This window comes from Arthrobacter sp. HS15c, assembly GCF_040812005.1.
Taxonomy (GTDB): Bacteria; Actinomycetota; Actinomycetes; order Actinomycetales; family Micrococcaceae; genus Arthrobacter.
The window spans coordinates 303,118-329,741 of record NZ_JBFOHM010000002.1 but is presented as its reverse complement, the minus strand read 5'-3'; the positions used below and the strand labels follow the sequence as shown (position 1 = coordinate 329,741).

The window sequence follows — 26,624 nt, the reverse complement described above, 5'->3', positions numbered from 1 at the left end:
CTGGAGTAACCATGGAAAGCTACGACGCCCTGTTGGCCTCGATCACGGGCACCACCGAGACCAAGACGATCCTCGACCCGGCGACCGGGGCCGTCGTCGGTGAGGCACCCATCCATTGTCTTGAGGACTTAGAGCATGCAATCACTGCAGCCAGGAGCGCCCAGCCCGAATGGGCGGCGCTTGGCCACGACAAGAGGCGCGCCGCGCTCCTCAACGCAGCTGACGCCGTCGAACGCTCTGCCGAAGAGCTTGCACAGCTCCTCTCACGCGAGCAAGGCAAGCCCTTGAACGGCCCCAATGCCCGCTTCGAGGTCGGCGCCTGTGCTGCTTGGCTCCGCGCCGCGGCCGCCTCCTCGTTGGAATCGGAGACAGTCGTTGACGACGGTGAAACCCGGGCCATACTGCACTACCGGCCTATCGGCGTCGTGGGTGCCATTGGACCGTGGAATTGGCCCATGATGATCACTGTCTGGCAGATTGCCCCGGCCCTGCGGATGGGCAATGCCGTGGTCGTGAAGCCGTCCGAGTACACCCCGCTCAGCGTCCTGGCTCTTGCAAAGGTCCTCAATGAGGAACTGCCCGAAGGGCTCCTAACCGTCGTCGCGGGGGGCCGCGACGTAGGCGAACGGCTTGCCGAGCACCCGGCCGTTGGCAAAATCATGTTCACCGGCTCCACCGCTACGGGCAAGGCGATCATCAAGTCTTCCTCGGGCACAGTCAAACGACTGACCCTGGAACTAGGGGGAAACGACGCCGGCATCGTCCTGCCAGACGCAGACCCGAAAGCAATTGCCGAAGGCCTGTTCTGGGGGGCCTTCATCAACACCGGCCAGACCTGTGCCGCCCTCAAACGGCTCTACGTCCACGACGACATTTACGACGCCGTGTGTGAAGAACTCACCGCGATTGCTACCGCGACGCCCATGGGTAATGGGCTGGACGAGTCCAGTGTTCTGGGTCCGTTGCAGAACAAGCAGCAGTTTGACATCGTGTCCAGCTTGGTCGAAGCGGCAAGGGACTCCGGCGCCCGTGTGCTTGTGGGCGGCAATCCGGACGTGGATCAGCCCGGCTACTTCTACCCCACCACGCTGGTAGCCGACATTGATGACAACAACCCCCTGGTGGCCGAGGAGCAGTTCGGCCCGGCCCTGCCGATCATCCGCTACGGCACTGTGGATGAGGCAATCGCCATGGCGAACGGCCTCGACGCCGGGCTCGGTGCATCAGTATGGTCATCGGACCTCTCAGCTGCCCGCGAAGTGGCGGCCAGGATTCAGGCCGGCACCGTGTGGATTAACAAGCACGGAGCCGTCGACCCGCGAGTACCCTTCGGCGGCTCCAAGCAGTCCGGCTATGGCCTGGAGTTCGGAACTGAGGGACTCAAGGCACTCGGTATCCCCCAGGTCATTAACGGTTAGGCTCCCGGGTCCTCCCCTGTGAGGGAGGACCCGGGCTAGCAGGTCAAGTTGGCCGGGCGGGAAAGATGGGCGGGACCACATCACTTCAGCGGGGCGCCGATCCTGCTGCCATCAAGGGGTGCTAAGGAGGAATCCGTCCCGCGTGGGCATGCAACACACGCACAAGCTCCAAGAAGTGATGCCCCCGTCCGAGACGGGGGCATCACCTCTTTTTTCAGGGTTTCGTAGTCATTATCACCAATCAATCGCCCTGAAAGTTCCCAGGAAGGCCAACCGCCTCCGCTTATGGCGTTCCCACGAAGTGGCCCTGGTTTTTTCCCTGGCTTACATGGCTGTCGCTTTCGGTAGTGCCGCTTCGTTCGGCCTTAATGAACTTGGCAGCCCGCTCTGCAATCATGATCGTTGGGGCATTCGTGTTGCCTGTCGGCACCAGCGGCATGACAGATGCGTCCGCGACACGGATTCCTGCCAAGCCCCGCACCCTGAGGGTCCGCGGGTCCACGACCGCGTCGACGTCGACACCCATCTTGCAGGTCCCGACCTGGTGGTGGTACGTGATCACCGTCCTGCGCACATATGCTTCGAGCTCATCATCGGCCACCTGCGGTCCCGGGTAGAGCTCGACGGCACCCCATTGGGCCAACGCTTGTGCCCTGCCAAGTTCACGGCACTGCCGTACTGATGCAACAAGGGCTTTGACGTCCTGCTCCTCACGCAAGGCTCCTAGGTCGATCAGTAGAGGGTCCGCAAAGCCAGGGCCGGAGAGTTTGAGGGCTCCCCTGCTCACGGGCCGGACCAGGCCTGCCATGAGCGTGAAGCCGTTTTCCGGACCTTCCATCCATTCGGGATCGTACATCGGGAAGGAGAAGTGGATGGGCTGGGTGTCCGGTACCGCCATGTCCGGTTCACTCTTCCAGAACAGATGTGTCTCGGCCGGTCCGGTTTCAGGGAAGGGAACTCCCCTCTTAGTGGTCACATAAATCACAGGGGAAAGGAAATGATCCTGCAGATTCCTCCCCACCCCGGGAAGGTCGTGGACAGGTTCCACGCCCACGAGCCTCAGTTCCTCCACCGGGCCCACGCCCGAGCGCAATAGCAGCTCCGGAGAGTTCAATGCGCCAGCCGTCAAGACGGTCTCGGTCGCCTCAAGCGTGTGGAGCGTCCCGTCCTTCTCATACTCGACGCCGGTGACGGTCCCTGCCTCGATTACCAGGCGTCGGACGTGCGCCCGAGTAATCAGGTGGAGATTCTCATGACCCACTATGGGTTTGAGGTAGGCGTGCCAGGTGTTGAATCGCTTGCCGCCGCGGATGTTCAGCTGCATCTTGGACACGCCTTCGACGTCGCCGCTGTTGTAGTCATCGTTGAGTTTGATGCCGATTTCCTGGGCGGCTTCGACGATGGACTCCTGCACAGGGTTGATGGGGAATCCCTTCACCACATCCAGCAGCCCTGAGCCGCCCCGAATCTCCGAGGAGCCGCCGTCGTAGTTTTCGATCTCCTTGAACACCGGCAGGACCTCATCCCATGACCAGCCGGGGTTGCCGAGGTACGCCCAGCTGTCATAGTCCTGCTTCGCCCCGCGCACCCAGATCGCGGCGTTAAGGGCATGGGATCCTCCGAGGACCTTGCCGCGCGGCAGATGGAGCCTGCGTCCGGAACAGTGCTCCTGCTCTGTCGTGAAGTAGTCCCAGTCCTCGGGACCATGCCAAAGCCCGGCAAGGGAGGTGAGGTCTGCGATCATCGGGTTGCTGTCATCACCGCCGGCCTCAAGCACGGCGACCTTTTTGCCATCATCGACAAGTCGGCGGGCGAGGACGGATCCGGCAGATCCGGCACCGACCACGATGAAATCAAAGGGAGAGTTCGTCATCATTGACCTTTCGGGTATTGCGTTCTACAGCAGTTGCGGCTCCCTTCAATTGTGGTTCGCATCCGCGGCATTGCCATGGATGCCAGTGCAGTACCCATTGGACAAGAGCGCACATTCTGAAACAGCTGTGCCGGGTGGGCGCGCTAACAAGCGCGCAAGCGATGGCTGAACTGGACTCCGTTCCTAGCGCTCGCGGTAGTTGCTGGGTGTCTCGCCAAATGCCGCGCGGAACAGACGGCTGAAGTGGGCGGCGTCGGTAAAGCCCCACTTTGCGGCGATGGAGCTGATAGAGCGATGGGAGTGTACAGGGTCCTTCAGCTCCCTCCGGCAGCGCTCAAGCCGCCTGTTGCGGATCCAGTTGGCCGCCGATTCGTTCTCCTCATGAAAGAGGTTGTGCAGATAGCGGGTGGAGATGAAATGAGCCGCAGCCACCGATGCCAGATTCAGTTCGGAATCACCAAGGTTGGCCTCGATGAAAGACCGGATTCGCAGCATGAGCTCAGCTCGCGGGTTGCTGGCTGGACTTCTGGACAGATCCAACTCTGACGAGAACATGGTGGTGACGAGGTCCACGGCGTTGTACGCCAGTCTCGTTCCAGTGGCATCAGAGAATTGATCGAGGTTGCGCGCGATTTCCACCAGGAACGGGCTGATAACGCGGCCCAGCCGCTCGTCTCTGCCCATCCTGACGGCTGTGAGCTGACCCACTGAACTGACAGGCAGGTCCATCAGCTGCGGCGGGAACATCAGCACCAGGCATCGGAACTTATCGTCGAAGGTCAGCGTGTAAGGGCGCTGGGTGTCATAAACAGCGATGTCTCCTGGCAACAGCAGGGCTTCCCTGTTGTCCTGGACCAGAAGTCCGGAGCCGGCGAGCATGATGCTCAACTTGAAGAAGTGGCCGTCAGATTCACGAATGAGGGATGGCTTGCGCAGTACGTGATGGCCGTCGGCTGAGACTTCCACTGCGGACACGTCTCCCATGGAGCGCGAACGCATCCTGCCTTGGAAGTTGTCCTTGCTGTCACACGTGACGTCCAACGGGACAAACGACTGAGTGACGAGTTGGCGCCAAGTATCGAAGTCGGGTGCTTCCGAGGTCGCGACGTCTTGCCGGGATGATAGTGTGAGTGCCACTTTGCCCTCTTCTCTTCATCGCCTGACCCTCCCCATTGGGGGTCGATGAGAATTTGCCAAATATCTGATGCATGTGATGCGGCTAACATCTTAGCCTGTTTCGGGGAAAGTCAAGCTGAAGATGCCTCCCAGGAGCGTAACTCCTGCACAATCCTCCCTTGACCTGTCATCCCGCAGCTGGATGTCAACTGGTTCAGGACTCTACATCCCTTCCCAGCGACTCCAAATTAAGTCCTTCGCAATCTGACAAGTGGCGTGCCTATTTCGACAACGCCCGGGAATAAGGCGATGCGTAAGTTAGCACCATCAAAGCTCTCGGGGAAACCCGAGTACGACGAACGGACATCGACGTCCGTCCGTGACGCGAGAGGGAAAAGTTCCACATGAGCAAGACAACACTGGCAGCAACAGCCATCACCGCCGTCTGCCTGATGGCACTGACGGCCTGCGGAGGTAACGCAACAGGCTCAACCGCAACAGGCGAACCGATTGTTGTGGCCTCGGTCAACGCACTCAGCGGCCCGGTCACGTTCGCGGAAGCGTCCCAGGCGGCCAAGGCGGTCTTTGATAAGTTCAACGCCGACGGCGGCCTGAATGGTAGGCCCATCCAGTACGAAGTCCTCGACGACAAGAGCGACCCTGCTGCGGCCACGGGGGCCGCCCGTGACGCCGTCGGCAAGGGCGCCGTGGCGTTGGTTGGTTCGGCCAGCCTCCTGGACTGCGAGGTCAACTCCAAGTACTACCAGCAGGAAGGCTTGGTCTCTGTCCAAGGCACCGGGGTGGACCCCTACTGCTTCACTACTCCGAACATCTCACCAGTTAACGCCGGACCCTACCTGGACACTCAGCTCACACTTACCTACGGCAGTGAGGAACTGGGGCTGAAGAAGATCTGCGGGCTTCTGGAAATCGCCGGATCCACCCGACCGGCCTATCAAAAGGCCTTTGACTCGTGGACCAAGGCGACAGGTAAAGACTTCGCCATGCTGGACGACACCGTCCCCTACGGCGCCCCGGATTACACCCCGTACGTGGTCAAAGCCAAAGAAGCCGGATGCGACGCCATATTTTCCAATGGCGTCGAACCTGATGCGAGTGGCGTGTTGAAGGCTGCTGAGGCCCAGGGTATGAAGGACATGACCTTCCTCTTCCTGACTTCCGCCTACTCAGAGCAGTTCGCCCAAGCCGCAGGTTTTGTCGGTAAAGGTGTCTATGTGCCGGCGGAGTTCGCCCCCTACACGGTGGATGGGATCGCAGCGAACGAAGACTGGAAGGCCCTCATGGAAAAAAACAACATTCCGCTGACTTCCTTCGGCCAGGGCGGTTACCTGGCTGCAACCCATTTTCTGGAAACGCTTAAATCCATCCAGGGGGACATTACACACGAGACTGTGGCCGCCGCGTTCAAGGCCCAAACGAAACCGTCCGAGAACGCGATGACAGGAACCCCTTACCTCTTCGGTGGTGGTGACAGCCACTCCTCCAACACGGCGGGTTGGCCGATCACCATCCGTCCCGGATCTTCAACCTGGGAGAGCGCGGCCGACGACTGGGTGATCGCCAAGTAGTTCGCGCCCGATTCGGCGGGCGGTGCAGCTGCACCGCCCGCCGTCTTTTTACCCAGGCTCAAATTCATCTTCGAACTTCCTGAGGAGGCATAGCAATGCTTCAGGGTGCATTCGCAGGTCTTGCCGCTGGCGGCGTTTACGCCGTCATCGCAGTCTGCCTTACGCTCATGGCCCAGTTAGTGCGGGTCATCAACTTCTCCCAAGCCGCCATCGGCATGTTAGGCGCCTTCCTTGCCGTCTCGTTTGCAGGGATGGGCCTTCCCCAAATTCCCGCGGTTGCCTTGGGGATAGTCTCTGGCGCACTGATTTCAGCGGGGCTGGGCTGGATTATCGCCACCTGGTTGCCAGAGGCGTCTATAAGCGCCCGCTCCGCCGTCACCGTGGCGGCTCTCCTGCTCGTGATTTCCATTTCTTTCATTCTGTTCGGCACAAAGCCCAAGACGTTCCGTGCCCTCTTCGCCGGCCCCGCCTTCACCTTCGAGGGCGTCGTGATCAGCCAGGTCACCGTCGTCATGGTGATACTCGCCGTGGTCGTTGCTGTCGCGGCCAAACTGGTCCTGGGAAAAACGTCTATCGGCGTCAAGCTCAGGGCCATCGCGGACCGGCCTGTTGCCGCCGAGTTGCTGGGGGTGCCGGTCAAACCGCTGGCCATCGGCGTGTGGGCCGTTACGGGCGTCATCGTCGGCATAGCCATTGCAATCGTCGCCCCGACCCAGACCAGCGATGCCGTGTCTCTTTCGATGCTGGTGATTTCTGCCTCTGCGGCGGCCTTACTTGGCGGGTTCAAGAGACTGGACCTCGCCCTGATCGGAGGGCTGTTGCTGGGAATGGCACAAGGTGCCGCGGCCCAGTTCAGCCAACTGATCCTATTGCGGGACTGGATCCCGCTCGTCGTAATTGTCGTCTTCCTTCTATGGAACCAGCGCCGGGAGGTGTGGGATGCAGCTCGCTAGAAATGCCGTTTCGTCACGGACAGTAATTGCTTTCGCTGTTGGGGCTGCAGCGCTGTTCGCCGGATGGCTGGTCAGCCTGCTGCTGCCCGGCTACCTCGTCTATCTTGCGACGACGGCGATCGTCGCCACCATTTCGCTGATCGGCCTGGGTATCGTAACCGGAACAGCCGGCATGATTGTCCTCTGCCAGCTCACCTTCGCTGCGGTGGGGGCCTGGATCGTATCCTGGCTCAATGTGGTGCAGGCACCGGGCGGCCTTCTGCTCTGGGTGGTGGCTGGCGGCGTCGTCTCGGGACTCGCCGGAACCGTCATAGGCTTGCCGGCGTTACGCCTGCGAGGCGTCAACCTTGCGGTAGTCACTCTCGGTTTCGCAGCGGCGGCGGACCTTACCCTGGTTAAGACCCAGTTCCCGGGAGCCGTTAACGGCACCAAGATCCCCCGGCCCGAGCTGTTCAACACGGACAGGGCCTACTTTTTCCTCACCTTCATTGTCTTGGTCGCCCTCTCCCTGGCCGTTTACTTTCTTCAGAAGAGCCGTTGGGGCAGCAGTTGGCGGTCGGTCGCCTTCTCCGAACGCGGCACGGCGTCCGCTGGCAGCAGCGTCCGTATCGCCAAGCTCACCGCCTTCGCGGCCAGTTCATCGATCGCCGGGGTGGCTGGCGGTCTCATGGCGGGCCAGGTATCCACAGCATTTCCCTCAGGATTCACCACCCTTCAGTCTTTGGCCCTCTACGTGCTGTCCATCGTCGCTGGCGCGCACCTGCTAGAAATGGCCTTGTTCGGGGGCGTTCTTTGGGTGCTGATTCCGGAACTGCTCAAGCGCTGGGGCATCCCTCAGGACTGGGGTTTGGTCGTCTTCGGTGCAATGGGAATTCAGGCGCTGACCAGCAATTCGACTCTTGGTCAGGACATCCGCAACGCCCTCCTCCGCCGCAAACAGAGCAAGTCCGGCCCGGCCACGGTCCTCCTGCCGTATCTGTCTGAGGAAACACCGGAAGCCCCTGTCCGTGCCGCCGTCGAGGGAAAGGTTTTGCTCAGGGTCGAGAACCTGACCGTCGAATTCGGGCGAATCAAGGCGCTTCAGAACGTGAACATGACCCTCCCAGAAGGGACCATTGTTGGCCTGATCGGTCCAAACGGCGCCGGAAAATCCACCTTTGTTGATGCAGTATCCGGATTCTTGCCCCAGCATACGGGCGAGGTCTGGCTCGGGGATGACCGGCTCAACGATCTGGCGCCCCACCAACGGGCTCGCGTAGGGCTCAGGCGCACGTTTCAGCAGGACCGTGTGCCGCCCAGCCTGACGGTGTATGAATACATGAATTTCATCGCCCGGGGGAACGCGAGCCGGCAAGAGATCATGGACATCCTGCACTCCTTCGGTTGTCCCGGGCCAGGAGTCAGAATCTCCAACGTCGACGTCGGCACTCGCAGGATTGTCGAGGTCGCTGCCAACATCGCCGCCCGTCCACGGCTGCTGATTCTGGATGAACCGGCAGCAGGCCTCTCCCACGAAGAACATCTCGCCTTCGGCCAAAGGCTGCGCCAGATTCCGCAGCGCTACGGCACCGCGATCCTGATCATCGAACACGATCTGGATCTGGTGCGCAGCGTCTGCCAGTACATTACGGTGCTGGATTTCGGCGAAGTCCTGGCGAGCGGTGAACAGGAAAAGGTTCTTTCCGACCCGAAAGTCCTCAAAGCCTACATGGGCGAAACGGAGCTGATATGACAACGCTGACACTTGACGACGTAGCGATAAGCCGCGGTGCCGGGCCGGTTATTTCCCAGGTTTCGTTGACGGTCCGACCAGGAACCATCACCGCCCTGGTGGGCCCCAACGGGGCGGGTAAGACCAGCCTGCTGGAATCCGTGTCCGGCGTTGTCCAAGCCAGCGCCGGCAAGATCATGGTTGACGGCACGAACATCACCACGATGTCGCGACGGAAACGCGCCAAACTGGGCATCGCGCATGTGGAGCAGGGCAGGGCGGTCTTCCCGTCACTGACGGTGCGCGAAAACCTTGAAATCACGGCGAGAACCAAAGCGGACTTCGACGGCGCGCTGGCGTTGTTCCCTGAACTGGAGAAGCGGCTCGCCTCGGCAACGGGCCTGCTTTCCGGAGGGGAACAACAGATGGTGGTCCTGGCACGCGCCTTCGCCGCACAACCAAAATTGCTGCTGATAGACGAGATGTCCCTGGGGTTGGCGCCCGTGGTCTTCCTGCGGCTGATGCCCATTGTGAAACAGATCGCCGACACCGGCGTGGGCGTTCTGCTGGTGGAACAATTCGCTCATCTTGCCCTGCAGATTGCCACGGATGCTCTGGTGTTCACCGGCGGGCGCGTTACGTATTCCGGCAGCGCCGAGGTCCTGCTCACAAGTCCCGAGACCCTGCAGAAGGCGTACCTTGGCTAAGGGGTCGGACCAAAACGCGGTCTCCGAGAACATGGGCGAGCATGAGTGCAACGTGCACGTCCATGTGTTTCGTCAAGTCCCGCCCAGCTAGCTCGCATGCCCTCGTCACGCGTTGAACGACCGTGTTCTTGTGCAGGTGGGTGGACTGGGCCACCGCTGTATAGCTCTTGTTCGCCTGGAAGAACGCCAGAAGCGTCTCGCGAAGTTCGCGGGAACGTCCATCGGTGCCCGCAAGGCTTCCCATGGTGGAGGCGACGAAGGCCCGGGCGGCCGGGATATCTTTAGCCATCAGGGATACGAGGCGTACTTGGTCGTAATAGGTGATGGGCTCCAGCCGACCCGGAGCAGCCATGTGCAGAACTTCCAGGGCCCTTTGTGCCTCTCCGTGGGATTGGATGAAGCCTGCTAGGCCGGTAAGTGGTGTTCCGACGCCGATCGTTACGTTTTCGAGGGCCGGGCTCTTCGGCCTTTCACTGTCCTCGTTAACGGTGACCCACGCATCCATCGTGGTCAAACCGGTTGCAATGGTCAGAAGCGCCGTTGCTCCGACGCTCTCGGCGAAGGATCTCGCTTCAGTCTCAAGGGCCTCGACCTGTTTCGAGCTGGCCGCCCGGATATGAAGGCTCAGCGCCATATGCTGGCCTCGCAACGGGTAATGCAGCTGGTACGAAGTGTCATCTAGGTCCACCACATCACCGCTGAGTACGGCACCCACGAGGGCTGCCCGACGCGCGGCGCCAGAGGTCGCGCGGCGCTGTAGTTCACGCTCATACTCAACGATCATGATCTCGGACAGACGGTCGCTGTACCTGACGGCGGCCGTCACCGCGAGTTGAAGCTCCGCCGCCTGATCGGCAGAATCGGCATGGCGGGCGATGGCCGGCGCACACCACCGAAGCCAGTGCTCCACGCCCAGGCGATAGCCGCGCAGCACGGCTGCGAGCGGAACCTGCCGCATGACGGCCTCGTCAGCGAAGTCCAGCGCCTCTGGGGGCGGTTGGGCCTCGGTACCCTCCGAGCCCAGGACGAGAAGGATCCCAAGTATGTTGGCTTCGGCACTAAGCTCAAGGCCTCGAGTGAAGTCGACCGACCGCGCGAGCTCGGGAATCGAGACCTCGACGTACTCCCGCGTAAGGTCCGTCGCGAGCGCATGGGCCCAGTCGAGTGCGCCGGCGCCCAGCAACGACCGCACATCATCGTCCAGCGATAGTGCAGACCTCGGTTGAGTTGTGGGGACCAGAATGTCCTGTGCTCGCAGCTGCTGCCACCATCGCATCAAATGATCCTGTCGGAAGTGGTGTTGGAACGCACGCTCTCCTGCGGTCCTCGTGATTGACGGACGATCTGCAACTTCGTCACCGCCGTTCCAGCCTAGCCGGTTCCTCCCCCACTGGCGGCAGGAACAGCGGTCATAGGCACTCACGAGAATGTGGTCCACGAGACCATATCGGCACTCATATTGTGGACTGGCGGGACATCGACGTGGATCTGTTCGGCGGGCAGAGTTTGACTTATCGACGCGGAACCAGCGTCGGCATCGTGGATAGAAGAAAGTCAGGAAAGACAATGACGTCAACGATTGAAGATCGTACACCGGCCCGCCTGGAAGCCCCGGGCGGTGCATATGTGTCAGATCCCTCCAACGCCACAATGGTGATGGGTGGAAGCGAATGGGATGGGGCACCGCAGATCCCCGGCGCAAAGCTTGTGCTTCACGCCATGGGGGACCGGACGGACGGCCAGCTCACGTTCGCCGAAGTCACCTTCCCCGTGGGGCAGCGTCCATGGTTCCACACCCATCACGGCGAGGACGAGGGTTTCTACATCGTCGAAGGCCAACTGACCGTGACCGTCCTGGATGACGAGGGCAAGCGCCACACCATGGTGACGAATCCCGGTGAACTGGTCTGGGGACCCAAGGACTATGCCCACAGTTATCACGTCACCAGCGATGTGCCCTGCCGGACCATTATCGTGCTCACGCCCGGGTCCGTTCTTCCCGCATACTTCGCACACAACCAGAATCTTGAGCTGGACCCCACAGACACGGCGGCGGTTGAGGCGTTTTGCGAAGAATCGGTCCGGCTGTTCGGGCTCGAATTCCTGCCGCACATTCCTCTCGACGCGTGAACCCGGCCGTAGCGAAAGTCGAGAACTCAAGCGAAGAACTCGTTCGGAGCTTCCTCGCCGCCATGGGACGAACAGACATTCACGCATTGAGCGACCTCCTGGCGGAGGACGCAACATGGTGGCTTGCCGGCGACCTCCCCGTCTCGGGGCTGTACGAAGGCAAGACGGCCGTCCTCGGTGAGTTCCTGTCCGCCGCCGCAGGGCTGTTCAAGCAGGGCTCCCTCGCATTCGAACTGCGGAACATGGTCACCAACGGCGGAGCCGTAGTAGCTGAGTACACCGGCACTGGCCAGGGTGCAGCCGGCAGGCCGTACCGCAACCAGTACTGCACCATCTTTGAATGTAGGGATGGAAAAATCAGCTCAGTCCGGGAGTATCTCGATACCGCACATGTGCGTGACGCCCTGTACCCCGCAGGCGGCGAATAGTCCCACAAGAAGCGGGGTTGCCGGGCTGTGGCCTGCGTGCAGGCGTACCGCAGCCCGGCAACCCGCTGCATCTTTTGGCGCTTCGCCGAAAACCAACTGATTCACCCCCGGGCTCCTCCGGTGAAAACATTCCTAGGAAACATGATGACATCAGCGACAGCCGCTGCAGATAACTTCAGCACCATCTCCGTTGCGGCCATCCTGGCCGAGTCAGCTGCCCGCACTCCTGACGCCACGGCCCTGATAGTCGGCGCCGAGCACGTCACTTACCGGGCGCTCTGGGAACAGACATGTGCCTATGCCGGGGCTTTACGGGGCCGTGGCATCGGCCCGGGGGATCCGGTGGCGGTGCTAATCCCCAATGTGGCCGACTTCGCACGAGTCTATTACGCGGTGTTGGCGCTGGGCGGGATCGTTGTCCCCGTCCACGCCCTGCTCAAAGCCCGTGAGATTGACTATGTACTCCAGGACAGTGGGGCCAAGCTGCTCGTGTGCGCCGGGGCGTTAATGGGCGAGGGAGCCCAGGGAGCAGCCGCCGCCCGGGTGGACGTGGTAACCGTTGGCACCCCGGAAGCCAATGGTGGGCCAGCCCGGCTGGAGTCTGAAGCAGCCCTGGCACACCCGGTTGCCACCTATCTGCCACGACGGCCCGAAGACACCGCCACTATCCTTTATACTTCCGGGACCACGGGGCAACCCAAAGGGGCCTTGGGCACACACTTCGCACTCGTCCAGCAGGTCCTGGTCCTGCTCACCAACACCTTCGATATGCGCCCGGGAGACGTGGTCTTCGGCGGCCTGCCCCTATTCCATACCTTCGGACAGACGTGCGTGCTGAATACCGGCCTCGCTGCCGGCGCAACAATCGTGTTGTGTCCCAAGTTCACCGGCACTGCCGCCTTGGACCTCATACGGCACCACAAGGTCAACATATTCTTTGGCGTACCTACCATGTACATTGCACTTCTCGAAGCAGCCAAGGAAATTCCGGAACACCTGGCTTCGCTCCGGTACTGCGTCTCCGGCGGGGCCTCACTGCCCGTATCCGTCATGGACAAATTCCGGCAAAACCTCGGAGTTGAAATCTACGAAGGCTACGGCCTAACCGAGACCTCCCCCGTGGCCAGCTTCAACCAGGTCGGCAAGACCCCGCGTCCCGGAACTATCGGAACCCCCATCTGGGGAGTCGACATCGAGATCGCACGCCCAGAGATCAACGACTCCATCCAAATGGTGCCCCATGGCGAACTTGGAGAACTCGTCATCCGCGGGCACAACCTGTTCAAGGGCTATCTGAATAACCCAGACGCCACCGCCGAAGCCATCGTGGACGGCTGGTTTAGGACCGGAGATCTTGGCACGAAAGACGCCGACGGTTACCTTCGGATCCTGGACCGGAAAAAGGAAATGATCATCCGCAACGGTTACAACGTCTATCCACGCGAAGTGGAAGAAATCCTCAACGGGCACCCTGAGGTGGTGACCGCAGCAGTATTCGGGGTGCCCAACAACAACCATGGCCAGGAAGTAGCGGCTGCGATCGTCCTCACCGCAACCAGTTCAGTCACAGCTGAAGAAATTACCGACTACGCACGCGCCCGCCTGGCTGCGTATAAATACCCCAGAGTCATTCAGCTGGTGAAGGACCTGCCGCAGGGACCCAGCGGCAAGATCCTTAAAAGGGAATTGGCGGCAAATTATGCGGGACTTGAAACATGAGAATCAAAACACCTCAGAGGAAGGAAAGGGAAAGTCAATTGCCCCAGCCTGAGACGCACCGAGATCGCTATCTGCTAGGAATGGACATCCGGCGGAAAGTCATGGGTGAGCTGCACGTTGTACAGGCGCTGGGGCAGGCCAGCGATTTCACTCGTCCAGTTCAGGAACTCATCACCGAATACGCGTGGGGTGAAATCTGGGGCAGGCCAGGACTGGGCCTGAAGACTCGCAGCATGCTCAATATCGGCATGCTGGTGGCGCTAAACCGTTCGCAGGAGTTGGCTGGGCATGTCCGCGGAGCCCTCAATAACGGTGTCTCCGAGCAGGAGATTCAAGAGATTTTGCTCCAGGCACTAATCTACTGCGGCGCCCCCGCCGCCCTGGAATCTTTTCGAGTCGCCGAGAAAACCATCTCGGAATACAGGTCGGAGTTTCCAACGCCCATTCCCGAGCACTGACGGTTGAGGCCCGGAACCGGCGGCAGGGAATGAAATCGATTACCTGCACAGACCAGACCTGGGCCTGACAGAAATGGATTGGGGTTACGCTGTGGGGGTGACCAAGGAACCGGCCAATCCCCTGAGGCAGAAATTGCCCGTACTAAGTGACGTCGCCAAGGCCGCCGGGGTGTCCGTACCCACGGTGTCCCGCGTCCTGACCAGCAGCAAATTCGTCGCGCCCGAACTCCGCGAGCGGGTGATGAAGGCCGTGGCCGAACTTGGCTACCGCCCTAACGGAGCTGCCCGGGTCACTCGCTCCGGGAAACGCTCCATGATCGCGGTCCTGACCGGAGGCACCTCCGGCTACGGCTATGCCAAGACCATTGAAGGCATTGAGAAGGCCGCCCGCGCGTCAGGCATGGCCGTGATCATCGCCGTGGTTGAGTCCGACGACGACGACGCAGTGAACTCGGCCATCGACCTTGTCCTCTCCCAGCCAGTGGCCGGCGCCATCATCCTTGAGTTTGACCGGCCTGGCCTCGCCGCGGTCAAAGCATTTCCTGGTTCCATCCCCCTTGTTGTAGCCGGAGGGGGAACGAGGCGCACCGGAAAGGCGCCTGGAGCCCTCATCGATGAGCGCGGGGCCGGCAAGGACGCCACCAACCATCTTCTGTCGCTGGGCCACAAGACGGTCCACCACGTTTCCGTCCCAACCATGGGCAAGCACTCCGGCCGTACCGACGGTTGGCGCGCAGCGCTGACATCAGCCGGAGCCCCCATTCCGCCAGTGCTGCATGGCACTTGGGAGCCTGCCAGCGGCTACCGCCTGGGGCTGGAACTTGCGGCTCGGAACGACGTTACGGCCGTTTTCTGCGGCAATGACGATATTGCCATTGGTGTAATCCGTGCGGTCTTTGACAGCGGCAAGCGCGTCCCGGAGGACGTGTCCGTTGTTGGCTTCGACGACCAACCCCACGTTGCGCTGTGGCGGCCTGCGCTGACGACCGTCCGGCAGGATTTCCTGGATCTGGGCGCCAGGGCTTTCGCCCTACTTTCTTCGATCGTCGAAACGGGCGTGCCGGCCAGCACGTCCGCAGTCAAACCTGACCTCATTATCCGCGGGTCCACTGCCGCAGCCGGCTGACGAGCGAAGGGAGGGCTTTTTCTGAGGAACCCGCCCTCTACCCTTTTCTCGGAGCCTGCCCGCCGGCGGAGTCAGGCTTGGAGGATGATCAGCCTTGCGCTGTTTTCTTCCGTTAGCGTCACCTTCAGGACCGCCTGACCCGGCGCGTTAGAAAGAACGACGGCGTCGTCCGCACCCCAGGCGGGGTAGGCCACTGTCGCAGTGGGGTGCTCCCCGAGCCACGCGGGCAGTTCAATGGACTGCTCCACTCCGCCGCCACGCCGGTGTACCGCGATGGCAAGGGTCCGATCCCCTAGCCGGGATCCCTGCGCAACCCAGTTGTCCCGCCACGCCGGCAAACCTAGCGGGAAAGTTGGTACGCACGAAGAAATGCTGGCGCGCAGGGATTTGTAGACCTCGACTCCGGCACGGACCACACCCAGCTGCTCAGGACTGAGTGTGTCGATGCGGCCGGCGAGGTGGATGCGTGAGAGTAAGGCGCTCGCGAGGGAGAAGGCCAGCTGCTCACGACCCATGGCCCCCTCCACGGATGCCCAGACGCCAGATTGTTCTGGTGTGATGGCGAGAGGTGCTGCGGCAGAGATGGGCGGTACCTTGGCAAAGTCCTGCTGGTCGGTCAGTGACTGGATCGGAAAAACGGCGCCTGATGCGCCGTCCAGGCGGGATCCTCCCGCGGCGCAACCTTCAACTGTCAGGCCTGGGTGTCGATCCATGGCGGCGGAGACCCAGGAGAGAAAGGCGCGGTTGTGATCCAGCAGACCGGCCCCGGCGGCGCCATTGAGGTCTGTTCCTGCACCGATGTCGATGTTGTAGTCCAGCTTGAGGTAGGCCAGGTCGAAGTCCGCCATCAGCCGATCCACTACCCCGTCGAGGTGCGACCTGGCTGCGGGGTTGCGTAAGTCAAGCTGGTACCTCCCCCACTCCTTGATCCGTCTTCCGCTGCGAACGAAGAATGCCTCTGCGGGAAGCATCTCGGCAATACGGCTCCGTGCCCCCACAACTTCGGGCTCAAGCCACAGCCCAGGCTTCATGCCGGCGTCGCGGATTCTTCCGATCAGGTCGGCCAGACCGCCGTCAGGGAACCGGCTGATGGAGGGTTCCCACTCCCCCACTGAATCCCACCAGCCGCCGTTTTCGTCGTCGTACCAGCCGGCGTCAATGCAGAAGACCTCAGCGCCCAACGCTGACGCCGCTGCGATCAACGGCAACTCCTTAGCCGTTGTGGGATCCGACATGAGGCCGTTCAGGAAGTCGTTGTAAATGACCGGCAGCTCCACATTGTCGCGGTGGGGCCTGCGAATGCGGCGGCGGTAGGCTGTCAGCTCGGCTGCGACAGCGTCGATTCCGCCTGTGGGGACCACTGCCAAACCGGCAGGAACTGTGGAAAATGTCTCTCCGGGCTCCAGTGTCAACGCCCACTGGTGTTCAGCGGCTGTGGGACCGGAGAGCGTGAGATACAGGGCGTCGTACCGGTCTCCGATTTCGTAGTGCCAGGCTCCATTGTGCTCCAGCTGCCAGGCGAGCATGCTTCCGGTGGTCAGGTCCTCCAGGATACCCATGGGCAGGTGCTCTGCTGTAGACCAGGCGCCCGTGGAGGTGGCCGCGATCCGGTTCTTGGACCCGACCTGGTCATATTGCACCATTCCCACGTTGTACAGGCCGCGTTCGGCGAGGGTGGCGCGACGCCATCGGAATTCGCCTGACCACGGGTTCGCGGCCTGCCAGAGGCCCATCTCTTCTTCCCAGTCCCGGCGGTGGCCCAGCCCGGAAAGTGCGAAGGTGGACACGTATTCAAGGCTGAGGGGTGAACTGCGGGCCTGCAGCTCCGTCCAGCTTCGAAGTACGGAGGATCCCTTGGCCAGCTCATAGTGAACAGTGGCTTCAAGACCGGTTACTGGATCCGCGGCACGCAGGGAAAGATGGCTGACGCCGTTGTCTTCAGAGTCGAGCGCTTCCGCCAGCCTCAGTCTCTGTGCAGCGGCCCCGTCGACGTGCCGCTTGCCCGCTGTGCCATGGCGTCCGTCGCCAGCCAGGGCGATCTCCACGATAGGCAAACAGGAACGGCGTAGCTCTTCCACGTCGCCGAGAGGGGCGTGGACGTGCTCAATGGCAAGCAACCTGGGCGCAAGGTGCTCGCCATGAAGAATATGCAGTGTCAAACAATCATTTCCCCAAATGAGCACGTCCCCTCCCCGCGGCACGTCGGGCGTAGGCGGCTTGTCGTCAAGCTCCGGACTAATGTGCGCGAGGGTCATGGTGCCTTCCGGGGAATCTGCGGGCCGCGTCTACGCTGCCCGATGAATAAACAAACAAATAGATTATATAAAGGATAACGTTATCCTGAGGGTTTAGCGAGTGTCCGCTGGTCTTGCGTCGGGACGCCTCCGTGCTGCTGGGCCTTAACGTCCCGGAGGCTATCCGGCTATTCTTGTCACTGTCTCACCGAACCTCACGGATCGGTCGAGGGCAACGGTGTAGTCTCCGGGGCCGTGACGGGTGATACGGATGCCGCAGCTACACTCCTGCATTGCGGTCTGGATGAGTGACTGGACGGCTGCGTCCAGGCCAGGGAGGACTTCGTCTGCCCGTGAGACCCGCACGCGAAATGACGTGGGATCGAGGGCGGGTCCGCCCGTTGGCCCTGGTTCGCGTTCAGAGGTGACGGTATCCATACGAACAGCCCTCCTGTGGTCTGCGGCTTCCTGTTGGCGTCGGCGAATATGCGGGCAAGGGGATCAGAGCTTTCAGTTCCCAGGCGATCCGACGGCGGTGGAGGAGTCACGGATGATGAGTTCGGGTTTGACCGTGGAAGGGGAAGGGGTCCCACCGCTTTCCACAATGATTTCCAGAAGGCCGAAGGCCCGCGCTCCGAGGTCCTGGAAGTCCTGCCGGACAGTTGTCAGGGCAGGTCGCCACATCGCCACGTGCGGCTGGTCGTCAAAGCCCACTACGGACACGTCCTCCGGCACCCGCTTGCCGCCGTCCACGAGTGCCGAAATGACCCCAATGGCCACATCGTCGTTGCCGCAGAAGACGGCGGTGACGTCGCCGAGGGCAGCGAGCTCTTGCCCCATTCGGTAGCCGCTGGCAGGTTCCCACGTGGCATGCAGCACGCGGGGAATCGGTGCTCCCGCCGCTGCCAGGGCCGCCTTCCAGCCTTCCGTCCGGCCTGAATGCTTGCCCATGGTGGGAACGGCAATGTGATGAACAGTTCGATGACCAAGGGAAAGAAGATAGTTCGTGGCGTCCTTCCCGGCTCCCCGCTCGTCCAGCAAGGCGCCCGTTGTCCCGGCAGGGCGACGGGTTCCGCCGCCTGCGATGACCAACGGAATGGATCTGGGGAATGCTTTGACTGCCACCAGGCCGGGGCGGTCGAACTCGAGGATAATAACGCCCGCCACTGGCTGGGATAGAACAAGGTCGATTGCGGCGTTGACCGCGTCATCCGCATCTGATTCCAGCACGGCGATAATGACGGACATGCCCGATTGGCGAGCAGCCCTCTCGATGCCTTCGATGGTCTTGGAATATCCGTAATTGGACGTCGCACCGGTGAGAACCGCCACCATGGAACGCTTGCCGGACCTCGTGGCCCGGGCAGCGCCGTTCGGGCGATAGCCCAGATCGCTGACGGCTTTCAGCACCCGCTCACGTAGTTCGGGGGCAACGAACTTGCTGCCCGTCAGTACACGCGAGACTGTTGGCACGGAAACGTCGGCGGCCCTGGCGACGTCGCCGAGAACTGGCACTTTTAGCGTCGCGGGACGGGCATCTTGAGGGGGCACGCTCATGACCTGCCGTGTCCGTCGGCCGGCTTGAACTCGAAGTCCGTGAAGTCGGCCGTAAATTTCCGGTCCCGCAGGTCCTGCGCTGCGACCCCCACTAGGGCACCAGTGAAACGCAGAATGTCGCCATGGTCATCTGACAACTGGAGGGCATCGAGTTCGGGCCCGATCGGCTGCAACTGCTGCCCGGCGTACGACCAAAGGAATTGCAGGCTGCCGCCGTCGATGATGCCTTCCAGACGGAGGGGAACACCAGGTTCCACTACTACCGTTCCGAAAGAGCACAGACCTTTGAAGGGGTCCCGCTCGAACACTTCGAGAATCTGCTCAGTTGGAGCGTCTCCGGCAACCAGCTCTCCCCCGACTTCGCGAATGGTAGTCCGGAGATAGAAGTAGCTGGAGGTGTTGTAGTAAAAAATGAGTCCGGCGCTGTGGGTGAAATTCGACGGCCGTGCCTCAACAGTGACCCCCACCCGCAGGCTGGTGCTTGTCAGCCGCCGGGCCACTAGCGACTGTTCCAGCACAGAGTCCGTGCTGTAGCGGCCGTGCAGGCGAAGCCATCCGGGCCGCTCGGACAGGCTGGCCCAGTCTGGTGAGGCAGGATGCCGAAGGGTGCTCCAGGGCCAGCCCACGGTCAGCCCGGTTTCGTCGGCGGCGTCCTGGTCAGGGGCGAACCCGCCAAACGTTGCGGCAATATCAGCCCCATCCGACCCGACTGAGGCTGATAGTGAAAGGCCGCCGTCGGATGCGGTTTCCGGACCTTGAACCGACAGCGACGGATGCCACCCTCCCTGTTCAAGCCGTAACCAGCCGTCGTCGGAAAAAACCAACCGCTGGATGCAGGTTTCACGTCCGAGGACGGAGTACTGCTTTCCCTCTTTTACAGCCCAGCGGCTCGCCAGATGCGCCAGGAACAGCGTGCCGTCCTGGGCGACGGCGATCTCGCCATGCCCTGCTTTCTGCAGTTCCTGGGTTGGATCGTCACGCGATGTGAGGACGGGCCCATGCGGATCCGGCTCATAAGGGCCGAAAAGACTGTCGGAACGCATCATTGCAATGCCGTGGTTCTGACCCGTTCCACCCTCAGCCAGCATCAGGTAGAAGCGGTTGTCGAACGCGTAAAGGTTGGGGCCTTCGATGAGCTCCGCACGTCGGTGGATGATTCTCGGTTCGCCCAGCGTGGCGGTACCATCTTCGTTTACCTCTTGAACGTTTATGCCGGCGAAACCGCCACGGCCGGTGGGCCGGTGGTCCCATTCCATGTTGAGCAGCCAGTGGCGGCCGTCGTGGTGGAAGATGGACGGGTCGAAGCCTGTGGTGGTCACGCGGGCGGGCGCAGACCAAGGTCCCGCCACGTCCACCGACCGGGAGATATAGGTATCCATGTCCTTGTGGGGACCGCCGAATCCGCGGACTACGGTAAAGACAAGCCAGAAGTGGCCCTCAGACCAGCTCAGGGATGGCGCCCAGACTCCTGCCGAGTCCTGCAGTCCCCGCAGGTCCGGCATCGCTTCGGGGCCGGTGAATGAACCGGCGAACTCCCAGTTTTCGAGGTCGCGGGACCTATGGATCGGCACGATGGGGTACCACTCGAAGGAGCTGTTCGCCAGGTAGAACCATTCACCCACGCGGATCAGGGACGGATCTGGCGCGAATCCCTGCAGCACAGGATTGGCAATAAGGGGGGTCACTAATTTCTCCATACTAGGAAAGCGCTTCGGGGTAGGCGAACGGTTGGCCAGTGGCGTACCGTTCCAGTTCGGCAACGACATGGTCCCCCATCCGGAGGAGCTCTGTTCCCATGGACCCGGCAATGTGGGGTGTCAGCACGACATTGGGCAGGTCGTAGAAGGGATGTCCCGGGGGCAGAACGTCCGGCACAGCCACGTCCAGGATTGCGTTGATACGGCCAGAGGCGAGTTCGGCTTCGAGGGCCGACTGTTCCAGGATTTCGCCTCTGGCTGTGTTGATAAGGGTGGCACCGTCCCTCAACAGCGCCAGTTCGGCGGCGCCGATAAGTCCGATGGTGTCCGGTGTTACAGGTACGTGCAGGGACACGACGTCGCTCTTGGACATCAGGGCTTCCAAGGGCAGCGGCTTCACGCCCAGGGCATCCGCGTCTGCGGCGCTCAGGTATGGATCGTAAACCAGCACGTCAAGCTGGAACGGCCGAAGCAGCCTGGCGACGTAGCGGCCGATGCGGGAGGCACCCACCAGGCCGACCGTCTTCCGGTAGTTCCCTGCCTCCGGAAACTCCAGTTCCCGGTTTATCGCCGCGCGGCGCTGCTTGTACAGGCGCATGCTGTCAAAAGCCTGCTTGTTGGCCAGCAGAATCATGGCCAGCGTATATTCCGCGACAGGACGGCCGTTTGCCTCCCCTGCATTGGAAGCAACGATGTTCCGGCCTGCGGGGATCGGCGGCAGGTTGCCCGAGATGGCCCCGCCGGCGTGAATGATGGCGCGCAATTTCGGGGCCGCTGCGAGGACGTCGGTACCGATTATGGGGCATCCCCAGCCGGTGATCAGGACTTCGACGTCGGCGAGCACCGCTTGTGCTTCCGGTGCCGAAAAATCCTCGAAGACCGGGCCACGGAGGTCCGCGAACCGTGCCAGTGTGCTCATCGCCGCCGGCGAGATGAGCTTGGAGAAGAGGCTGGCCGGAGCCATGACTGCCATAGCAACGGGCTTTGCCGCCCGTGGGCTCTTCTCCCCTAGGGCGTTCGCAAAAAAGGCTATGGCGGTTCGCATGAACCTGTCCTCCATATCTCGGCGGATGAAGTGCGACGCGCCGTCGAAGACTTCCACCCTGGCGCCGGCAGAGCGGGCGATCCACTGGTGCCCCGGTGTGATTCCGGCTCTTACGGTCCCGGTGATGATCAGGACCGGGACCGCAAAAGCCGTCAGGGATGCGACCACGTGCGGCCACGGCATGCTTGGAATGACATTGCCGTTGAGCACGAGGCGCGGGTCGCAGTCCGCTTGTGCCTTGCAGCTGTGCAGGATCTCCGCCTCGCTCCAGTTGGGCCATTCCAGTCTTCTGATGTCGGCACGTTCCGCCAGTGGACGGGATTGGACGTCATTGAGATGCGCATAGGCGGCTTCGGCTACGCTCCGGTCCTGCAAGGGGGTGACTGGAAGCCGCCAGAATGGATCTTCGAGCAGGACGCCTGCCGGATGAAATCCGGAAGGCTCCTGTTCCAGCACGGCGGCCGCTACGGCTGCGGCCACCGAGCCGCCTGCGGAATGCCCGTAGTAAAGCGCCGGGAGGTGCGCCCAGCCCCCGAGGTCTGGCGCCCGCAGGAGCTCAAGGACGTCCTGGACCATGACATCGCCGGGATGCTTCTGGAGGTCTTCGTCGGCCCAGCGGGGGGAGCTGCCGTGTCCCCGGAGATTGATTGCGAGGACTGCCCATCCGTGCGAAAGCCAGTGTGGAAATGCAGCCTCAAGGCAGTCTGCTGACTCCATCAGGCCATGGACGGCGACGACGACGGCGGTGGCCGTTGCCTCGGGAAGCGTCAGCTGGTACGACAGCACCCCAATCCTCTCTTGTAGATTCTTGTCCTGCGCTGGTTGAATCAGGCCTGCTTCTTGAGGTGGGCGTTGGCCTGTTTGTCCATTTCCTCCTGGAGTTGCGCCACGCCGGCGCCGTCGGCGGCCTTCTTCAGCTTGTCCAGCTGGTCATCGACGTCGACAACGCCGTAGAAGAGGGGGTTGGCGAACTGGGTGATGACATTGGACATGGCCGCAACCTGCTGTTTCACCGGGGTGGTGTCGGGGATGAAGGACGCGAAAGGATCAACAGTGAAGTTGTCGAAGTCCTGTGCCCAGTCGAAGATCTTCTCTTCGGTGGCGCTGATTGAGAGGGATTTCCGCTCGAGGCTGGGCCGCCAGGCCAGTGCGTAGCCGGGGAAGGCGTAGTCGTTGAGGGGCTTGAACTTGTTGCCCTCGGCTGGTTCCCAGTCGGTGCCCTCGATGCCGTAGGAGATGAGATCGTGGTTCTCTTTGATGGAAAGCCAGTCCTGCAGCTGCAGGGTCCGGTCCAGGTTGCCGCCTTTGGAGTTGACCACCACCATGTTGTCTGCCTGGAAGGTCTGGTTCGGTTTGGCTGACAGGCCGCCCTTGAGCGGCATGATGTTGGCCAGGGCTGCGGCGGGCACTGCCTTTTGAAGGGTGCTCAGTGTGTTGCTGGAAGTGCCATCGGTCATGGCCCATCCGGCTGCGTACTTACCGGCAGTCCATTGGCTCTTCAGGGTGGCAGCATCGGTGTTCAGCGCGTCGGCGTTGATGATTCCGTCGTTGTAGTACTTGCGGATCCGGTGCAGCGTATCCACTACGCCCTCGTCGTCCCAGAAGGGCTTGGGCGCCGAGGATCCGGTCTTTGCCGCGTCTTTGGCGAGCAGGAAGAACATGCCTTTGCCGCTGAAGGCCCGGGCGATGGTGTCAGGGTTTTCCCATGAAGAGGCGTTGAACATTCCGGTGGGAACCGGCAGTGCGTGGAGGTAGCCGCTGTTGGAAGCTGCACCGTAGGCCACGGTGCCGTCGTTCTTCTGCTTCACGGCGTAGAAGAAGCGCTCGAGTTGTTCGAAGTCGGTGATGGTGGAGAAGCCGAGGGTGTCAGCCATGTCCTGGCGGATGACAAAGTGCTGGACCCGGGCCGCGCTGTTGACCTGCGGAATGCCCCACAGCTTGCCATCCCAGCTGTTGGCCTCCAGCAGCTTCTTGGGCAGGGTCGCGCTGAGGTTCTTGTACTTGGCGACCTCGTTGGTGAGATCGGCCAGGGAGCCGCTCTGCTGCAGCTGCGCCATGTTCAGCCATAGCGCCTGTAGCGCTGAATCGAATTTCTCGCCCGCGGTGAACTTCAGCAACGACTGCTGCTGGTAGTTGGACCAGTTGATGAACTGCGCGTCCAGCTCGAAGCCCAGTTCGCTCTTAAGTTTGCTGTTTACCTTTGCCAGCACCGCATTCCAGGTTGCAGGTGCGGTGCTGGGCAGCACAGCGACGGACGTACCCGAGACGGCTCCGCCCGTGGTGGTGCCGCCACCAGTTCCGCAGCCGGCAAGTGCTGCTGCGACGCCGAGGCCGCCCGCAAGGCCGAGGAAACCACGGCGGGAGACTGCTGTGTTGGGGATCATGTGTTGCACTCCTTTGTACGCTGGCACGCACGGCCAGACATCTGTTTTTGTGGGGCTAGAGATGGAAAGGGAGATGGGTCAGTGTAGGACGGCCTCAGCCCTTGGTCGCGCCAAGCGTGAGGCCCTTGACGAAGTAGCGCTGCGCGAAGGGGTAGGCGAGCAGGATGGGGCCGATTGTCACCACAGTCAGGGCCAGCCGGAGCTGATATATCGGCGCCACGGAACCTGAGCCCGGAAGCATGGCCGCGTTGGTCACGTTCGCGATGAGGTTCTGCAGCATGAGCTGCAGCGGGTACTTCTCCGGATCAGAGATGAAGAGCATGGCCGTGAACCACTCGTTCCAGTAGGCCACAGCGTAAAACAGCCCGATAACAGCCAGGATCGGTTTGGACAATGGAAGGACGATCTCAAAGAACACCCGAAGCTCGCCGGCGCCGTCGACCTTTGCAGAATCCAGGATTTCCTCTGGAAGCTGACGGAAAAAGCTGACAGCAATGAACACCAGGAACGGGGCCATCATGTGCGGAAGGATGACGGCGAACCAGCTGTTCTGCAACTGGAGTACCTGTGTTACCAGCAGATACATCGGAACAAGACCGCCTGAGAAGAGCATGGGCAGGTACGCGAAGATCGTCAGCGGCCTGCTGATCCGCGGCATCCGCCGCGCGATGACCCAGGACAGGGACGCCGTGGCGCACAGCGACAGTGCGGTTCCCACAAATGTGATGAACAGGGTGGCCGCGTAACCCTGGAACACCGCCGTCCCGCTGAAGATGGCCACGTAGGCGTCCACCGAAAGCGGTTCGGGAAAGAAGCTGTACCCGCTGCGGGCCAAGGTGGACTCCGCCGTCAACGACCCGGCGACGATCATCCACAGCGGTATAAGGGCAAACAACCCGAAAAGGGTCACCCCGATATAGCTCAGAGCGGTGAAGGGCTCAATCCTGCTGGACTTCCTGCGGCCTCCCTGCCCAGTGTCCAGCGCAGGGATCTTCGCTCTGGCCAAGGCCCACCGGTGCCGTTTGGGCGAGTTCTTGTCATTGGCCACAGGCGAGTCCTTGGCCGGGACAACTGCCGGGGTTAAGGAGGTGCTCACAGGATGCTGCTTTCTTTCGAGTAGCGGCGCTGAATAAGCACGGCCGCTGTGACGAGGATGAATCCGACGACGGACTGGAACAGACCAATCGCGGCCGTGGTGCCAAAGTCACCGATGGTCCTCAACGAGCGGAAGACATACGTGTCAATGACGTCTGTGGTGGAGAACAGCGTGCCGTTGTCGCCGATGATTGCGAAGATCGTGCCGAAGTCGCCGTAGAAGATCCTTCCCACACCGAGCACGATGAGGATGGCGGCCGTCGGCTTCAACAGCGGAAGAGTAATGGACAATGCCATCCTGGCCCGCGTGGCGCCGTCGAGCATTGCAGCTTCGTAGACATCCTCGGGAATGGCGGTGATGGCCGCAAGGAAGATGACGGACATGTACCCGCCCAACTGCCACACCTTGACGATGGTCAGGATCCAAGGCCAGGGACCCGGTTCGGTGTACCAGCTGACTTCGGGGAGACTGAAAATGCCGAGTGCGTCATTAACCGCTCCCCCGTGCCCGCCTGCACCGGCGAGAATAACCTGCAGAATGATGCTGATGACGATCGGCGACACGAAGTATGGGAAAAAGATCGCAGACTGCATGAACTTTTTGAAGACCCGGGCGCGAATTTCATTGAGCATAATTGCAAGCGCGAGCCCGGCGCCCAGTGTCGCCCCAAGGAAAAGGATGTTCAGCACGAGGGTATTCAGGACAATGGCCGGAGCATCCCCGCTCTCAACGAAATACTTGAAGTTGTCTAGACCGCTCCACGGGCTGTTGAAAATGCCCTTGCTGACATCAAAATTCTTGAAGGCGACGACCAGTCCCGCCATCGGGGCGTAGGCGAAGACGAGGAACCACACTATTCCCGGGGCGGCCAGCAACAGCAGCACACCGGACCCGCCGCTGCGCTTCTGGCGGGAAGGCGCGATACGGGTTTTACGGGTGGGCGCGTCATTTCGCGCCGCATTCTCTAATTGGGCTGTCATGCGTTCTTGCATGGCACGCTCCCTTGACTATAGAAGTGGAGGACTGCCAGGTACTGGACTAGAGCCGCCGTGGCATCTTTCCGGCGTTGGAAGACCTGGAACGAATGGGTAGGAAAACGTTATCCCTAATAATGCGACCTCGATCACAGCCTGTCAAGGGGACTGCCACACCACCCGCAGAGGAACTTTATAGGCCGGATTCCCTGGAACAGCTCGCCCCTGTTCGAAGGGTGAAGCCCTGCGAATCCAGCAAGTGACTTGAAGAAGGCGAATCTTCAGGATAACGATTGCCTGAACCTAGGATCCCAGCTAAGCTTGCCGAAAATCGGCCAGCCCGCACTCCCCACCCATGGAATCAGCGACCCAAAACTGTCCGATCCGACGGCGACACACTTTTAGGATG

General features: G+C 61.5%; 20 protein-coding genes. 10 read left to right on the top strand and 10 right to left on the bottom strand.

Annotated features, from left to right (window positions below):
- Window positions 1–11 precede the first annotated feature (11 nt).
- Window positions 12–1,418 carry an aldehyde dehydrogenase family protein gene (locus tag ABV518_RS04500; RefSeq protein WP_367765614.1) on the top strand — a complete coding sequence of 469 codons (1,407 nt, stop codon included), beginning with the start codon at window positions 12–14 and terminating at the stop codon, window positions 1,416–1,418.
- A gap of 283 nt (window positions 1,419–1,701) precedes the next feature.
- Here ABV518_RS04500 and ABV518_RS04495 read toward each other — a convergent pair whose 3' ends face one another.
- Together ABV518_RS04495 and ABV518_RS04490 are read right to left on the bottom strand one after the other, a co-directional pair.
- Entirely contained in the window at window positions 1,702–3,291 is a 1,590-nt protein-coding gene (locus tag ABV518_RS04495; protein WP_367765613.1) for a GMC family oxidoreductase, read from the bottom strand.
- Between the two features lie 183 nt (window positions 3,292–3,474).
- A complete protein-coding gene (locus tag ABV518_RS04490; protein ID WP_367765612.1) occupies window positions 3,475–4,428 on the bottom strand; it encodes a helix-turn-helix domain-containing protein in 954 nt (317 codons plus the stop codon).
- A gap of 383 nt (window positions 4,429–4,811) precedes the next feature.
- On the opposite strand from ABV518_RS04490, the gene ABV518_RS04485 reads away from it, so the two are divergent.
- From ABV518_RS04485 to ABV518_RS04470, 4 genes are all read left to right on the top strand, one after another.
- Entirely contained in the window at window positions 4,812–5,996 is a 1,185-nt protein-coding gene (locus ABV518_RS04485; RefSeq protein WP_367765611.1) for an ABC transporter substrate-binding protein, read from the top strand.
- A gap of 95 nt (window positions 5,997–6,091) precedes the next feature.
- Entirely contained in the window at window positions 6,092–6,949 is an 858-nt protein-coding gene (locus tag ABV518_RS04480) for a branched-chain amino acid ABC transporter permease (RefSeq protein WP_367765610.1), read from the top strand.
- Complete coding sequence (locus tag ABV518_RS04475) at window positions 6,936–8,681, top strand: ATP-binding cassette domain-containing protein (RefSeq protein ID WP_367765609.1); 1,746 nt, start codon at window positions 6,936–6,938, stop codon at window positions 8,679–8,681. The genes ABV518_RS04480 and ABV518_RS04475 overlap by 14 nt, the downstream gene beginning before the upstream one ends.
- Complete coding sequence (locus ABV518_RS04470) at window positions 8,678–9,367, top strand: ABC transporter ATP-binding protein (RefSeq protein ID WP_367765607.1); 690 nt, start codon at window positions 8,678–8,680, stop codon at window positions 9,365–9,367. Before ABV518_RS04475 ends, ABV518_RS04470 begins: the two co-directional genes overlap by 4 nt.
- Here the strand turns inward: ABV518_RS04470 and ABV518_RS04465 are convergent.
- Window positions 9,327–10,643: a PucR family transcriptional regulator gene (locus ABV518_RS04465; protein WP_367765605.1), complete on the bottom strand. Its 1,317-nt coding sequence runs from the start codon at window positions 10,641–10,643 to the stop codon at window positions 9,327–9,329. The two genes, ABV518_RS04470 and ABV518_RS04465, sit on opposite strands and share 41 nt — an antisense overlap.
- 290 nt (window positions 10,644–10,933) lie before the next feature.
- Between ABV518_RS04465 and ABV518_RS04460 the strand changes: the two genes are divergently transcribed.
- The 5 genes from ABV518_RS04460 (at window position 10,934) to ABV518_RS04440 (ending at window position 15,228) form a co-directional block, all read left to right on the top strand.
- Complete coding sequence (locus ABV518_RS04460; RefSeq protein ID WP_367765604.1) at window positions 10,934–11,497, top strand: cupin domain-containing protein; 564 nt, start codon at window positions 10,934–10,936, stop codon at window positions 11,495–11,497.
- Window positions 11,494–11,925, top strand: coding sequence for a nuclear transport factor 2 family protein (locus tag ABV518_RS04455; RefSeq protein ID WP_367765602.1), 432 nt, complete (start codon window positions 11,494–11,496; stop codon window positions 11,923–11,925). Before ABV518_RS04460 ends, ABV518_RS04455 begins: the two co-directional genes overlap by 4 nt.
- Window positions 11,926–12,069: 144 nt before the next feature.
- Window positions 12,070–13,644, top strand: a complete 1,575-nt coding sequence (locus ABV518_RS04450) for a long-chain fatty acid--CoA ligase (RefSeq protein ID WP_367765601.1) — start codon at window positions 12,070–12,072, stop codon at window positions 13,642–13,644.
- A complete protein-coding gene (locus ABV518_RS04445) occupies window positions 13,641–14,102 on the top strand; it encodes a carboxymuconolactone decarboxylase family protein (protein WP_367765600.1) in 462 nt (153 codons plus the stop codon). The genes ABV518_RS04450 and ABV518_RS04445 overlap by 4 nt, the downstream gene beginning before the upstream one ends.
- 97 nt (window positions 14,103–14,199) lie before the next feature.
- Window positions 14,200–15,228 (top strand): LacI family DNA-binding transcriptional regulator, encoded by a 1,029-nt coding sequence (locus tag ABV518_RS04440; protein WP_367765599.1) that lies wholly within the window; start codon window positions 14,200–14,202, stop codon window positions 15,226–15,228.
- 71 nt (window positions 15,229–15,299) lie between these two features.
- On the opposite strand, the gene ABV518_RS04435 is transcribed toward ABV518_RS04440, so the two are convergent.
- The 7 genes from ABV518_RS04435 to ABV518_RS04405 all read right to left on the bottom strand — a co-directional run bounded on the left by ABV518_RS04435 (window position 15,300) and on the right by ABV518_RS04405 (window position 26,233).
- Window positions 15,300–17,273: an alpha-galactosidase gene (locus ABV518_RS04435; RefSeq protein WP_367765748.1), complete on the bottom strand. Its 1,974-nt coding sequence runs from the start codon at window positions 17,271–17,273 to the stop codon at window positions 15,300–15,302.
- Between the two features lie 699 nt (window positions 17,274–17,972).
- Window positions 17,973–18,977: a substrate-binding domain-containing protein gene (locus ABV518_RS04430; RefSeq protein WP_367765598.1), complete on the bottom strand. Its 1,005-nt coding sequence runs from the start codon at window positions 18,975–18,977 to the stop codon at window positions 17,973–17,975.
- A gap of 38 nt (window positions 18,978–19,015) precedes the next feature.
- Complete coding sequence (locus ABV518_RS04425) at window positions 19,016–20,704, bottom strand: family 43 glycosylhydrolase (protein WP_367765597.1); 1,689 nt, start codon at window positions 20,702–20,704, stop codon at window positions 19,016–19,018.
- 13 nt (window positions 20,705–20,717) lie between these two features.
- On the bottom strand, window positions 20,718–22,547 hold the full coding sequence (locus ABV518_RS04420; protein WP_367765596.1) for an alpha/beta fold hydrolase: 1,830 nt from the start codon (window positions 22,545–22,547) through the stop codon (window positions 20,718–20,720).
- Between the two features lie 41 nt (window positions 22,548–22,588).
- Window positions 22,589–24,145 carry a DUF3502 domain-containing protein gene (locus tag ABV518_RS04415; protein WP_367765595.1) on the bottom strand — a complete coding sequence of 519 codons (1,557 nt, stop codon included), beginning with the start codon at window positions 24,143–24,145 and terminating at the stop codon, window positions 22,589–22,591.
- Between the two features lie 94 nt (window positions 24,146–24,239).
- Entirely contained in the window at window positions 24,240–25,241 is a 1,002-nt protein-coding gene (locus ABV518_RS04410; RefSeq protein ID WP_367765593.1) for a carbohydrate ABC transporter permease, read from the bottom strand.
- Window positions 25,238–26,233 carry an ABC transporter permease gene (locus ABV518_RS04405; RefSeq protein WP_367765591.1) on the bottom strand — a complete coding sequence of 332 codons (996 nt, stop codon included), beginning with the start codon at window positions 26,231–26,233 and terminating at the stop codon, window positions 25,238–25,240. Before ABV518_RS04405 ends, ABV518_RS04410 begins: the two co-directional genes overlap by 4 nt.
- Window positions 26,234–26,624 lie beyond the last annotated feature (391 nt).

Excerpts from the sequence above, each read along its gene's own strand:
- ABV518_RS04475 (WP_367765609.1), top strand. The coding sequence starts at position 6,936 with ATGCAGCTCGCTAGAAATGCCGTTTCGTCACGGACAGTAATTGCTTTC.
- ABV518_RS04460 (WP_367765604.1), top strand. The coding sequence starts at position 10,934 with ATGACGTCAACGATTGAAGATCGTACACCGGCCCGCCTGGAAGCCCCG.
- ABV518_RS04485 (WP_367765611.1), top strand. The coding sequence starts at position 4,812 with ATGAGCAAGACAACACTGGCAGCAACAGCCATCACCGCCGTCTGCCTG.
- ABV518_RS04445 (WP_367765600.1), top strand. The coding sequence starts at position 13,641 with ATGAGAATCAAAACACCTCAGAGGAAGGAAAGGGAAAGTCAATTGCCC.
- ABV518_RS04470 (WP_367765607.1), top strand. The coding sequence starts at position 8,678 with ATGACAACGCTGACACTTGACGACGTAGCGATAAGCCGCGGTGCCGGG.
- ABV518_RS04500 (WP_367765614.1), top strand. The coding sequence starts at position 12 with ATGGAAAGCTACGACGCCCTGTTGGCCTCGATCACGGGCACCACCGAG.
- ABV518_RS04415 (WP_367765595.1), bottom strand. The coding sequence starts at position 24,145 with ATGATCCCCAACACAGCAGTCTCCCGCCGTGGTTTCCTCGGCCTTGCG.
- ABV518_RS04495 (WP_367765613.1), bottom strand. The coding sequence starts at position 3,291 with ATGACGAACTCTCCCTTTGATTTCATCGTGGTCGGTGCCGGATCTGCC.
- ABV518_RS04465 (WP_367765605.1), bottom strand. The coding sequence starts at position 10,643 with ATGCGATGGTGGCAGCAGCTGCGAGCACAGGACATTCTGGTCCCCACA.
- ABV518_RS04405 (WP_367765591.1), bottom strand. The coding sequence starts at position 26,233 with ATGCAAGAACGCATGACAGCCCAATTAGAGAATGCGGCGCGAAATGAC.
- ABV518_RS04480 (WP_367765610.1), top strand. The coding sequence starts at position 6,092 with ATGCTTCAGGGTGCATTCGCAGGTCTTGCCGCTGGCGGCGTTTACGCC.
- ABV518_RS04450 (WP_367765601.1), top strand. The coding sequence starts at position 12,070 with ATGACATCAGCGACAGCCGCTGCAGATAACTTCAGCACCATCTCCGTT.